Origin of the sequence: Pseudoalteromonas sp. APC 3495 (genome assembly GCF_030407645.1) — a bacterium.
GTDB lineage: Bacteria > Pseudomonadota > Gammaproteobacteria > Enterobacterales > Alteromonadaceae > Pseudoalteromonas > Pseudoalteromonas tetraodonis.
Genome location: NZ_JASDDA010000015.1, coordinates 1 through 13532 on the forward strand (window position 1 = coordinate 1; position 13532 = coordinate 13532).

Annotated in this window: 10 protein-coding genes and 1 tRNA gene; all 11 read right to left on the bottom strand. The window is 40.0% G+C overall.

The window, feature by feature from the left end:
• Positions 1-64: 64 nt before the first annotated feature.
• On the bottom strand, positions 65-739 hold the full coding sequence (locus QL984_RS08165) for a hypothetical protein (protein ID WP_138764282.1): 675 nt from the start codon (positions 737-739) through the stop codon (positions 65-67).
• Positions 740-856: 117 nt separating this feature from the next.
• Positions 857-2032, bottom strand: coding sequence for a restriction endonuclease subunit S (locus tag QL984_RS08170; protein WP_138764283.1), 1176 nt, complete (start codon positions 2030-2032; stop codon positions 857-859).
• The gene (locus tag QL984_RS08175) at positions 2029-3609 is read right to left on the bottom strand and encodes a class I SAM-dependent DNA methyltransferase (RefSeq protein ID WP_138764284.1); all 1581 of its coding nucleotides are present in this window, start codon (positions 3607-3609) and stop codon (positions 2029-2031) included. Before QL984_RS08175 ends, QL984_RS08170 begins: the two co-directional genes overlap by 4 nt.
• Positions 3610-3803: 194 nt before the next feature.
• Complete coding sequence (locus QL984_RS08180) at positions 3804-4679, bottom strand: virulence protein RhuM/Fic/DOC family protein (protein ID WP_138764285.1); 876 nt, start codon at positions 4677-4679, stop codon at positions 3804-3806.
• Positions 4680-8123 carry a DEAD/DEAH box helicase family protein gene (locus QL984_RS08185; protein WP_138764286.1) on the bottom strand — a complete coding sequence of 1148 codons (3444 nt, stop codon included), beginning with the start codon at positions 8121-8123 and terminating at the stop codon, positions 4680-4682.
• 70 nt (positions 8124-8193) lie between these two features.
• Positions 8194-9330 (bottom strand): CRISPR-associated ring nuclease Csm6, encoded by a 1137-nt coding sequence (gene csm6, locus QL984_RS08190; protein ID WP_024603136.1) that lies wholly within the window; start codon positions 9328-9330, stop codon positions 8194-8196.
• A gap of 128 nt (positions 9331-9458) precedes the next feature.
• The gene (locus tag QL984_RS08195) at positions 9459-10079 is read right to left on the bottom strand and encodes a hypothetical protein (protein WP_051385890.1); all 621 of its coding nucleotides are present in this window, start codon (positions 10077-10079) and stop codon (positions 9459-9461) included.
• Positions 10080-10154: 75 nt separating this feature from the next.
• On the bottom strand, positions 10155-10607 hold the full coding sequence (locus QL984_RS08200; RefSeq protein ID WP_042849457.1) for a hypothetical protein: 453 nt from the start codon (positions 10605-10607) through the stop codon (positions 10155-10157).
• 42 nt (positions 10608-10649) lie between these two features.
• The gene (locus QL984_RS08205) at positions 10650-11891 is read right to left on the bottom strand and encodes an integrase domain-containing protein (RefSeq protein WP_024603133.1); all 1242 of its coding nucleotides are present in this window, start codon (positions 11889-11891) and stop codon (positions 10650-10652) included.
• Positions 11892-12077: 186 nt separating this feature from the next.
• A tRNA-Ser gene (locus QL984_RS08210) sits at positions 12078-12167 on the bottom strand.
• Positions 12168-12337: 170 nt separating this feature from the next.
• Positions 12338-13378 (bottom strand): quinolinate synthase NadA, encoded by a 1041-nt coding sequence (nadA, locus tag QL984_RS08215; RefSeq protein ID WP_016899824.1) that lies wholly within the window; start codon positions 13376-13378, stop codon positions 12338-12340.
• Between the last annotated feature and the right edge of the window lie 154 nt (positions 13379-13532).

The window sequence follows — 13532 nt, forward strand, 5'->3', positions numbered from 1 at the left end:
TATTTCTTACTTTATAATTAAAATTTTAATATTTTGTAGTTACTATTTTTAAGTAACTAAATGTTTACCTATTTTTGCTTGGATTGGTTAAAAATAAGTTGGTGCCGTTGCTTTCAAAGCGTTTGTTCCAAATCAAATCAAAATAAATACGGTGGTTTAAACTTATTTTTGTCGCTTTATCTTTTAAAAAGTTTTGTATTTCTGTGTAGTGCTGGGCTGTTTCAATGTCTTTATAGGTAAAGCGGCGCTTAATGCCTAAAGCCTTCGCTTCTTCAGTGGTAAATATAAATTCTGACTGAAAAATTTGGCTATCAAGGGGTAAAAATAGCCATGGTGTGGCGGTTTTTCTTGCTGGTTCAAAGTCTTCACCCATTGCTACAAAGTGCTCAAATACAATATCAATGGGCTTTCGCACTTTATTAAACGACTGCAATTGCGAAGGTTTAATGTTTTTACTCAGCTCAACTATTAGCTCGCTACATAACTCGTTTGCAAGTTCGTTTAACTCTATTTCAGAGGTGAGATTATTTAATGTGTGAATTAAATAGTCTTTCTTTTTCGTTAACACAGCTCTAAAGGTATGTGATGCGCCTAAGCAATTATTACTTTTACGATGAAAGCCGCGATAGGTGTTTGAGCCTAAGCTTTTTAATACCAGTTCCTCGTAGCTGAGTAATGGCGTGGGTGTTAAAAATACCGTATCGCCCACTTCATTCATGCTTTTTACTTGTGCCTGCATTTTTTATTTATCCTTACGCGTGAAATAAGCGGCTTGCTTTGTAAGCTCTACGTTGATTATGTTGTTATTTAATTCACGTTCGGTCATGCAACATCCTTGTTAATTTTTTATACCGCGTTATAGTTCGCCAGCGAAAGCTTTTTGGCTTAAAGAGTCAAAACTGTGAGTCAATTCATTGAATGAAACAGATTGCCTAGTCAATTGCATCTTCACTTTACTTTGAATTTCTACAAATTTGTTTTGCAAATCAATGGGCGGAATAATGAACTCCAAAGACTCTATTCCACCTTGGCTAATAGTGTGTTGTCCTGCCGATGTTTTAGTCTTGCTTGATATTATTTTCTTACCACCCGGTAGGTTTAGCATGTAAGACAAAAACCTAGAGTTAAATGAGTCTTTAACCTTGATTCTAATAAGATGATCATTATGAAACACTGCTTCATTAAAACCTTCAAAGACTGCTGAACGCCCCACATACTCTGGGTTACCGTTTACACGGATAAATAGCAAGTCTCCTATATCTAATCGATATCTGCTTTTCTCTTTGTCTTCAAGATCAACTCTATTGAGTTCCTTACCAAACCTAATTCCCTCATAATGAACATCTTGAAGTCTTAATACGATATCGCCGATATTTTCTTCTACTTTTCTCCGCCTAGAAAGGCCATTGTTTGCATGTCGAATATGCTCGCCTAACAATTCTACTTGCCAGCTCTTTGGGTTGGTGACGGGATCGCCGAACATGTCTAGGAATACGCTGCGTAGGAAGTCATCGGCGAGTTTGATGGCTTGTTGGCGTTTGCGGCGGATGGTGTCTGCTTTATCTAAAATCGCAGCTATTCGTTTTTGCTCCTCCAGTGATGGTAATGGAATTTTATGATTCCAAAAAGTATTCATTGAAACACGAGGCATTTTTGCACCGGCCACTTGATCACTAATCCAATTTACAAAGTACTTTGATCGCAAGTAATAGGTTAAGTACCTCCTATCAAGCCTTTCCCCATCAGGACACAAAGGCACCAGTTCCGTAGTAGCTAATCCCTGTTCATCTGGTAAAACGACTTTATTTAGATAAGGACGTAATTTTGAATAAAGCACATGTCGTTCATCAAACCAATGTGTTGAAGAACCAGCAGATTTAACTAAGTCATAAACTTTTTCAGTCACAACCCCTGATTGCGACTCGACTTTATCTAAATTTAGTAGCCAAACAGGCTTTTCATCAATTATGTCTGGATTTTTAATCGGTTTAGAAGGCGCGACATCACCTATCTTAACTAAAGGCCAGCTCACAGCATCCCCTCCAGCTCTTTTAAATCAGCCAGTATTTCATTCTCTAAGCTCACTAATTTACCCAAGATCTCTTTTGGCGGATCGTAGCTTTCTTCCTCGTATACTACTTCTTTATAGCGGTTGATTGACAGGTCGTATTTGTTGCTGGCTATCTCTTCTTTACTGACCCAAAACGCCTTTTGAGTTTTATCATTACTATCACTTGTCGCCTGTGCTTTATCACGGGCTTTAAATTCGCTAATTAGGCTTGGTAAGTCGTTGGCTTTTATTGGCGTGCGTTTGTCATCCAAGCTAAAACCGTCGGCTTGCACGTCGTAAAACCATACGTGGTCGGTGCTGCCACCTTTAGTGAATATAAGTATGGCGGTTGAAACACCGGCGTAGGGTTTAAACACGCCACTTGGCAGTGAAATTACCGCTTCTAGCTGATTGTTATCTACCAGCATTTGGCGCAGTTGTACGTGCGCTTTTGATGAGCCAAATAATACGCCGTCGGGCACGATAGTCGCAGATTGCCCGCCTATTTTTAGCATGCGCTCTATAAGGGCAACAAATAGCAGCTCGGTTTTTTTAGTTTTTACTTTACGTAATAACTCGGGGCATACGTCTTCTTCGTCTAGGCTGCCTTTAAATGGCGGGTTGGCGAGTATTATGTCAAAGCCTTCTTTGGCCTTTTGTGGGTAATGCTCTTTAAAGTTTTGGCTTAGGGTATCTTGATAATGAATGCCCGGTTGTTTAATGCCGTGCATTACTAGGTTCATGGCGGCTACGCGTAGCATGGTAGCGTCAAAGTCAAAGCCGTTGAACATGTTTGTATCTATATGGCTTCGCTGCTCTGGGGTTATTAAATCGCCTGAGTAAAGCACGTTTTCAAGCGGTTTGCCGCTATCATCACATTGAACGTTGCCATTTACGTCAAGCACGGGCTCGCGGTCGATGCCCTCGGCTGAGGTGTATTTTTGTAATAGGTATTCGTAACTTACCGATAAAAAGCCACCGGTGCCGGTTGATGGGTCGCATATTTGGCTGGTTACATCTGGGTTCATCATTTCGACCATGGCGCGTATAATGTGGCGCGGGGTTCTAAATTGGCCGTTAATGCCTGCGGTAGTAAGTTTGCTAAGCAAGTATTCGTATAAATCGCCTTTGGTGTCTGAGTTTTCAAGCGGTAAGTCGTTTACCATTTCAACGGCTTTTACCAATAAGCTTTGCTTTTGAATCATCAATTGCGCGTCTTTCATAAACTCATTAAATATCGCGCCTTCTGGCGATACGTCGTCTGAGGTTTTTGAAAAGTACGGAAACAGTTCATCTTTAACTAATTTGTATAACTCTTCTGCGCCTAAATGGCGCAGGTTTTGCCAACGAATATGTTGCTCATCGTCGGTAAAGCGGCGGTTAAACGGCTTGTTTGTGCGAGCGCTGCGTTTTTCGTCGGCTTGCTCGTTCATGTCGAGCATACGGGCGTACATTAAAAAAGTAATTTGCTCTACTACGGTTAGCGGGTTAGTGATGCCGCCTGTCCAAAATTCTTCCCATAGCTTATCTATTTTACTTTTTAAAGGTCCGGTGATCATAGTTTTCCTAGTGTGAGCGGTTTATTGCGCTCATTATATTGATTAAATTTTATATCATGGTGTTGGATGGCGCTCTGGCTTATCCAGCATCCTCGGATAGCGCTCTGGCTTATCCAACATCGTCGGATGGCGCTTTGGCTTATCCAACATCGTCGGATGGCGCTCTGGCTTATCCAACCTACGTTTTGTGCTATTTAATTTTGGCTTAATAAATTTTCGATTAAGCGAATAATGGTGTCTTTTTCTTTAGGGTTTGACTCTGCTACTAATAAAGTAATAGCCGCTAACCCTGTATCGTTTATTACGGGTTGATAATACTCATTTAACAGGCGTTGATTTCGATTTAGAAAATCGACAAATAAAAATGCTGCGGTGCGTTTATTACCATCACTAAACGGGTGGTTTTTAACAACAAAATATAATAAATGCGCGGCTTTACTTTTGTTCATAAGGTTTTGCTTAAGCTGAGTAATCGCGATTTTTGCATCATTAAGTGGTGTAAGTGCGCCGCCTAACTCCCCTTTTGGTGAATTAAGCAGTCCTTCATCATACTGTTGTAGCCATAAGAAGGTTTGCGTGTAACTGGCAATTATATCTACAAGCCCTGCTCCAAATTCACTGTTTTGAGGCAAAACAGCAATTCGTTTAACGAGTTGTAATGCGTTATCTAGCTCTGTTGCGTTTTGTGCTAGTCGCTCTTGATTTAAGGTGTAGCCTTTTAATAAATGCTGCTTTAATGTTTTAGTTGCCCACTGGCGAAAGCGTGTTGCTTGGGTTGAGTTAACGCGGTAGCCCACAGATATGATTGCATCAAGGTTATAGTGTTTTAATTTACGTTTTACTTGGCGTTTACCCTCTTGACGAACTACCGAGTAATCCTCGGTAGTTGCATTTTCATCAAGTTCACCTGACTGATAAATATTTTTTAAGTGTAAACTAATATTATCAGTAGACGTATTAAATAACTGGGCCAATTGTAGTTGAGATAACCAAAGACTCTCGTGTTGTAAAGCAACAGCTAGCTGTAAACTACCATCTTCGTTTTGGTAAATCTCCAACTCATTACTCATTTACAGCCTCACTTCTTTATCTACCGTATGGTTTTTATCGCCCAATTCTACATCAAACTGCTTAATAAATTGCTCTATTACGTCGGCTTGTTGCTGGCTAAATACGCCGTCGAGCCCCATGTCGTGTATTTGTGTAAAGGGCGCATCGTAAAGCTGAGCTATTTCAATTGCGCCGTGGCGAATTAGGTGGTTTTTTAACATACCAATAAAGCGCTGTTGTTTAGCATTTACATGGGTGTGTATTTGCTGCACAAAGGTAGTAAAGCTCTGCTCTATGGCGTTTTTGTCCATACCGACTATGGTACGCAATATTTTGTCGAGCGTCGCGGTTGATTCAGGAAAAAACTCTTTTAATGTATTTAAATCAACATTTGGGTTTTGCGTATGCACTAACGAGCTTAATTGCGCTAAGTCGGCTTCGGTTACTTGTTCGCCGTTGCGAATTTTTTTAAGTACGCTGTCGGTTTCAAATAACGGGGTGAGTGTTTTTTCTACCTCTTGGCGGTATATTTGATAATCAATAGAGACTATTTTTGTGAGCCTGTCGGCTTCGTGTATTTGATTTTCGTCTTCTTTTATATCAAGCACAAAATCACTTGTTGGTGGCTTCACGCTTTTATTACGCAGGTGAATAATACTGCGTAAATTAATGCGGCTTTGCTCAAGCGCTGCATGGGTTAAATACTGCCAATACTGCTGTGTTTGTATTTCTGCTATGGCAGGTGCTTTGCTACGCACTTCGTTTAGGTGCATTTGAAGCGATTCAACCTTGTTCATTACACTTTGTTTAGCTAAATCAATTTGGTTTGCATCGGTAAATATTAGTGTTTGGATAGTGGTTAGCTCTAAATCAAACTTATAGGCTTCACTTTGCCCCATTATGTTACGCCATTGCATAAGTGGCGCGACTTTTTCGAGTAAGTCGCTGACTGTGTTAGGCGCAAATTGATTAAGGCGTTTTAGGTCTTTATGGGTTTCGACCACTAGCCAGTTATCGCGCACCGATATTGATTCCATTGGCAGTAGGCAAATATCGTCGTGAATTAATTTAATGGTTTGATCAAACACATCCATATTTGCTTTTTTGAGGGCTGTTTGTGCAAGGGTTACCCGCGCTTCAAATAGTTTTTGCAGTAACGATTTTGCTTGTTTTACGTCGTCTTCTTCTGGGTTTTCGTCAAAGTATCCAAAGTTTGCCCAGTGATCGAATATTAAAAAGTGAGTTTTGTGCTGCCCTGGTCCGTATAGGTTTTCGCATAAGCGTGTGCCACGGCCAATCATTTGCCAAAACTTTACTTTTGATTTTATGGGTTTTGCAAATACAAGGTTTACGCATTCAGGCACGTCTATGCCGGTGTCGAGCATATCGACCGACACAGCTATGCGCATGCTGTTTTCGTCGCTTGATTTAAAATCGTCTATTAGCTCTTCGGCCCGTTCGTACTTTGAGTGAATAACGCGGCAAAAATTAGCACCATGCTGCGGGTAAAGCTCACTAAATAACTGGGCCATTAATTCGGCATGAGCTATGTTACGGGCGAATATGATTGTTTTACCTGGTAGTTGGCCGTCTTTATCGCGCAGACCTTTTTCCATTAGGTTACGCAGTATTAACCTGTTGGTGTCTTTATTTTTAATGGCTTCGTCTATTTGTTTTGCGTCAAAGTCGAGCTCGTTAGGGTCAATGCCTTGCTCTTCTAATTGGGCTATTTGTTCGTCGGTTAGGTTGTCTTTTTTAATGCCTTCGCGCAAAAACTGGGTGGTGTAACTTACAATTTTGTAAGGGACTAAGTTGCCTTGCTCTATCGCGTCTTCGAGTGGGTAGTTAGCTGTGGGTAGTTTGTAGTCGCAACCAAACAAATCACACGTTGAGCGCGATACCATTTCAACCGGTGTAGCGGTTAAGCCTACTTCGAGTGCATCAAAGTATTTAAAAATATCACCATAAATATTGTAAATTGAGCGGTGCGATTCATCAGCTACTATTAGGTCAAAATAGCCTACGTCGTACTTGTTCATTATGCGTAGCATACCCGGGTACGTTGCTATAAATACCCGCGCGCTGGCAGCTGTATTTTTAGCGCTTTTACCAACAATATGCACTGGCTCTTTGGTGAATTCGGTAAAGGCGTTACCCGCTTGTTTACGTAGTTCTTTTCGGTCACATAAAAATAGTACGCGCTTAGCCCAACCTGCATCGAGCAGCCGTTTGGCAAGTGCAATAGATACGCGTGTTTTACCTGTGCCGGTTGCTTGCACAATAAGCGCTTTTCGGTGTTTATCACTAAAGCGCTCACATACTCGGGTTATGGTTTCCATTTGATACAAACGCCCTGCCACAGCAGTATCTATCGGCGTTTTATTTAAATCTTTTTTAAGTGTGCGCTGCTTTATTAAGTACTGTAGGGAATCTTTTGAGTAGTAACCGTATAAACCACGGCTATTATAGCCTTGCGTGTCGTCGAGAATTTTTATATCCCAGCCGTTTGAATAAAAAATAATAGGGCGTTGGCCATATTGCTTTTCGAGCGCGTTGGCATAAAGCGTTGCTTGCTGGCGGCCTTTTTCGATATTTTCGCGAGTGCGTTTTGCCTCTATTACCGCAAGTGGTTTACCGTCGTCATCCCATAATACGTAATCAACATAACCTACGCCTGTTGTTGTAGGTTGATCTGTTACTTTTACTTCTTTGCCAACGTCTTCTGTTGATTCGTCGTCAAGTGCAACGTGCCAACCAGCATTACGTAAATCTAAATCGATAATGCGTTTACGGGTTTCGTCTTCGTTAAAGTTAAAACTAGAGTTAACAATTTGCTCATTACGGGTTTTAACCTGAGCCAGCTTTTCTGCATCAATAGTTTGTTTTAGTTTTGCTGCTTGCTGCTGTGCTTGTTTTTGTGCAAGCTCTGCGGCTTCTAGTTCGTCAAGTGCGCATTTTAAACGGGCCTGATTTTCGGCTAGCTGCTTGGTGAGTTGCTTGTTCTTTTTTGCAAACTCGGCATCACTTTGGTTAGTCGGCTGTGTTTGCTCAGGCGCTTTAAACTCTGGGCACTCTTGTTGCGTGCCATTGGCATACGCCATAAATAAGTACGAGGCTACAAAGTAGCTTTCTTTTAATATCCAAATAGCTTGTTGTTGATCAACTTTGCCTTCGTGGGCTGCTTGATTACCACTTTTACGAATGGCGTGAAGCTTATCGGTAATTAAACGCGGAACTGCACTTGTAAAGTCGTCGGCGGTAAGTTTATCAAAAATGTTAGAAGTGGGTAAAACAGGTAAACTAAGTTCTTTATATAAGTAGCCTACTACTTTTTCGGCAAAGCAACGCAGCTTAACCAGTGAGCTTTGTGGATCGGTAATCGCATAATCTTCTGCAAAAGCGGCTAACTGGTGTAGCTCTGGCCACTTAGATTGAATGTGTTCAAAGTTCATTGACTGCTTCATTCCTGATTAATTCCTTATCAACTAATTTAGCATGCGTTATTATTTTTATGCGTTTGCAAGCTTGCGAATATTAAGCCGTTATATTTATTTTTATATTGTGTGTTACTGCGCTTAACCAGTAGCTTGTTTCAAAGCTTTGGTTATTAGAGTCAATCGCTACTTTTTTAGCAAGCTCGTTTGGTAACACCTTATTTATTTTATTGTTTATGCGGCTGCGCGTTTGTTGCACAAAGGTTTTTTCCATTACTTTTAAATTACTGTGTAAACCGTCTCTAAAATCTTCGGGCTCTATGCCAAACGTATCACGGAATATACGTAAATCACTGCTATTTTGCTGTAAATGCATGAGATATTCTTTGCTGTAACGCAAAGACTCTTCAAAATCACGACTCACCACTAGCTTTTTATGTTCACTTTGGCTGTATTGGTTTAACCATAAATAAAAGGCGGTTTCTTTTGCGGTAAGTTTAATTTCGACACCCGCAAAGGTGAGTGTTTTTGCTTTTGCGTTTACCTCTAAGGTTAAATCTTTTTTATGCGCTGAGTTTAAGCTTGCTACTGTTTGGCTAAATGATGCACTTTGCATGTTGGCAATGAGTGTTTCGTCGATAGATTGGCGCATTCGCACAAATGGAATTTCGGCAAGGGTTACCTTTGCATTTATACAATTAACTTGAGTGCCGTTTTTACCGTCAATAATATGGTCGTGGGGAGTTGGGTAGTAAAAATCTCTGACAAATTCAAATTCATCATTAACAAATACATGACTAAGTGAGTCTTGCTCGCGCCCTAACAACGACATGGCATAGCCTAAATAAAACGCCATTGTTTTACGGCCACCCGCAATAGATGCATGAATGCTGATATCGTTCTTATTGGTGAGTTCAAATACTTTACGTGTAATAAAGTCGGCCATGTAGGTCTGTTCTATTTCAGATTTAGCATCATTAATAGGTTGGCCATTATCGTCTTCTATAAGCCATATGTTTTCATCGGGGAGTTTAATGTTGGGAAGTTTATAGTCTGCTATTAGTTTAGCTAAATAGCCCTGCTTAAATAATCCATCGGTGAGCATAGCCTTGGTGCTTTTTGTGGTAATAACAAAAATCTCTTCAGGCATAGGCTTACCCTGCTGATAAAGCGCAAAAAGAGTTTCGGTTAATACCTGCGGGCTTGCACCGGTAACTATTAGTAGTACATTCTTCATCAACGTTCCTTTTGTATGAGGAATCTGCATAATACATAAATTACATAGTTAATGAAACTTGTTTGAGCTCAGTGGATTAGAGGTCTTATTTCTTGCCTGTAGACTACTGCGTATAAATAACAATAGCTTTAATTTAATAACTCTTTAATCAACACAGAACCCAACTGCCGTGTATTAAATGGATTTCCGTTGCCATTTAAAATTGAAACCCCTAACTCTTTAGCAATATCACGTAAGTAAGGCTTACTTGGTGTTACAAGCTCGTCATTTAAAAGCACTTCAATAGTACCGTTTTCTAGCTCCACCAATTTGTAGTTATTCCATGTTGCTTCCTTTACATTTAATAATATACGTGGCTCAGTAGGTTGATTTATTAACTTGCTCATTGTTATACAGCTTTTTCCCGATACTGCATCACTCATTAATTTTTTAGCTTCTTCAACGGGCGCATCTAATAAAGTTTCAACTTGCATCTCATCTGTATTGATTCTTAAAATAATTATACGATCGACCAAGTCTAGTGTATTAGTATTAAAGCTTATATGGCCACCTTTATGCATTCTACCTGTTGTTTTGACTGATATTCGCGCGCCACTACTTGATACAACATCGTACCCTGCCTGGTTAGCCTCAGTTGCCATACGCCCATTAGTTATAAGTGTGACGTACAGTTCCCCTATTCTACCGGTTAAGTGTCTAAGCTCTGTTGCAGACACATCCCAACTTAACTCCCTTTCTAACCAGCTCATTGCCTCACCCAGTGACTGAATGATTTGTATTAAAAAAGCTTTCTTTGCTCACAACACAGTACTGCAGCAGACCTCTTAATTTTCGATATATTCCCCTAAAGGACAGCGTCTAGTTCCACTATACCTATCGAGTATAATTTCTCTCATTTTATCTAGCAGCCAAGCTTTAGTTACAAAACGATCTTGGTAATAACGATAGTTTTTTAGAAAAATCGATATAATTAAAAATTCATTTTGAGATAAATCATATTGGAAATCTAAAAGTATTTTGTTTGATGCTCTGTATATTATTTTAAAATTGCACTCCTCTCTCAACAACAGAATACTTCCTTCACTCTGCGCTAATTTATCAATTAGAGTTCGAAGCTCAATTTCTAACTCATTTAATCTCGTTAAATGTAATTCTTTTTCTTCTTGGTCTAATTGATACTGTCTAAATTCATTTTTTTGCTTTTGATGAGTAATAAATATCTGCAAACCATAAAAGATAATACAGATACAAAATAAAATAAGGCTATACGATTCCATAAACATCAATTCTTATATGGTACTAACTGTAAAAATAAAACACTAAACTACCTTTGACAGACACCCGGTACCTGATATAGATAAAGATCCTTGGGATGCTTTGCCTATATGGTCGCTCCACCAATTCATTAGCTCTCTACGTTTTTCTATGTATTCAGCTCTATTATAAGCAGAGCGAACTTGGTTTTTATCTACATGTGCCAGTGCGGCTTCTATTATATCTGGATTAAACTCATGCTCATTTAACGTGGTGCTACCAAGCGATCGCAAGCCATGGCTTACTAACCGCCCCTCAAAACCCATGCGTTTTAGAGCCATATTAGCTGTTTCATTATTGATATGATTTCTCGGGTTTCTATCTGACGGAAAAACAAAGTCTCTGTGCCCTGAAATTGGTTTTATTGATTCTAATAACTCTAAAGCTTGATTTGATAGAGGAATGGCATGCTCTCTGCGCTTTTTCATACGTTCAGCTGGGATAACCCAAAGTTTATTCTCAAAATCAATTTCATCCCAACGCGTACCGGCAGCTTCTCCAGGGCGGGTAAGGGTATGCAACTGCCATTCAATCAAAAAACGAGTTACACGTTTAATTGATGCCGTTGCAAGCGTTTGCATCAATTCAGGCAGCTCTTCTGGTTTTAACGAAGGCATGTTTTGCTTTTGTGGCTTTTTAAATGTTTCTTTTATTCCAGCAAGCGGATTAGCTTGAATATAACCACTATTAACTGCGTAGGTCATAACTTGGTTTAATCTTTGGCTCAAACGCTTAACTGTTTCTAAAGTACCTTTAGCCTCTATGGGCCTTAAAATTTTTATGACTTGTGGTGCGTTAATTTTGCCAATTGGATATTTACCAATAACCGGCAGTATATGGTTATTTAACGAGCGCCAAATATCTTCGCCATGAGCTTGCGTAAAATCAGGCTTTTTAACCTCAAACCACTCTAAAGCTACTTTATTTAGTGTTAACTCTTCTTGAGCCCGTTTAAAAGCTAAGGTTTCATCTCTATGCTCTTTTGGATCATTCCCTAAAGCAACTAGTTCTCTGGCTTGTTGCGCTAGCTTTCTGGCATTTACAATAGATACATCGGGGTACTTACCTAGCCCCATGTTGACACGCTTTTTTGTAATTGGATGGTAGTAGTTGAAGTTCCAGAGCTTAGAGCCACTCTTTCTAACTTTTACTTGTAGGCCGTTACCATCGGATAAAATTATATCTTTACCTTCAGTTTTTGCTTTTTTTAGTGCTGTGTCAGTAAGTTGCTTTGTAGATCTGGCCATAACAAATTAACTCCAATTTAATTTAGTATTCCTTATTATGGCAGTTTATTAGAGGAATACCATATTGGATACTAAAGCTTTGAGCTTGGGTGAAACAAGATGGGACGTGATGAGACGCTAAGCTATTGATTTAACTTTATTGCAGGCACAAAAAAGGACGTCCTGAGACGTCCTAATATAGAATAATGGTGGAGAGAGAGGGATTCGAACCCTCGTTAGGGATTAACCTAAACACACTTTCCAGGCGTGCGCCTTCAGCCACTCAGCCATCTCTCCACAATGTTGCAGTGCAACAGCGCGCTATAGTATGAAATACACTTGCTTGGTGCAAGGCCTTTTTAACATCACGCTTTTAACTGCTCAATAATCAAACTAACCACCTATAAGCAAATAAAAAAGGCGATACCTGAGTATCGCCTTTATCTAATGCGTTATATTGCCATTTATTATTTTGCCATATTGGCTGTAAAATCAAGCATGCGATTTAACGATCTAAGTGCGCCTTCGCGTAAGTCCATATCAACAAATACTTCTTTGCCGCTGGCATCAATCAGTGCTTCCTCAATCGCTTGTAAGCCATTCATTGCCATCCATGGGCAGTGAGCGCAAGTTTTACACGTAGCGCCGCTACCGGCCGTTGGAGCTTCGAAAAACTCTTTCTCTGGGCATAGTTGCTGCATTTTATAAAAAATACCGCGATCGGTGGCTACAATAAACTTTTTATTGCTCATTGTTTGAGCGGCTTTAATTAGCTGGCTAGTAGAGCCAACTGCATCGGCTAATTCAACAATTTCAGCCGGTGATTCTGGGTGCACAAGTACGCCCGCATCTGGGTGCAATGCCTTCATGTCTTTTAAGGCTTTGGTTTTAAATTCGTCATGTACGATACATGCGCCGTTCCACATGATCATATCGGCACCGGTATTCTTTTGAATATAGCTGCCTAAATGCTTATCTGGGCCCCAAATAATTTTTTCGCCTTGCTCATCTAAGTGCTCTACTATTTCAAGTGCACACGATGAGGTAACTATCCAATCAGCACGCGCTTTAACCGCGGTAGAGGTGTTAGCGTATACAACCACTTTACGATCTGGGTGTTGATCACAAAATGCTGAAAACTCATCCACAGGGCAACCAATATCTAATGAACAAGTCGCTTCAAGTGTTGGCATCACCACAGTTTTATTGGGGGTTAAAATTTTAGCGGTTTCACCCATAAAACGTACGCCCGCGACAATGATCATGTCGGCTTCGTGTCTAGCGCCAAAGCGTGCCATTTCTAGTGAATCGGCTACACAACCGCCTGTTTCTTCAGCGAGTGCCTGAATTTCAGGATCAGTGTAATAATGAGCAACAAGCACCGCGTTTTTTTCTTGCAGTAACTGCTTTATTCGCGCTTTATATTCGCCTTTTTCGTCTTGTGTTAACGGAGCTGGCTTAGGAGGAAAGATATAGCCTTCTGGCATAATAGTTTGAGCTAAACTCATTGTTCTCGACCACTTTATTTACAGTGTAATTAATAGTGCAAATTATACGAGAAACTAACACTAAATAATAGCAATCTAACAAGGCAGTTTATAAATAAAGATTAGGGAGATAGTAGGAAATATTTCATGTCGAAGAAAGTGTACCAGAAGTGGT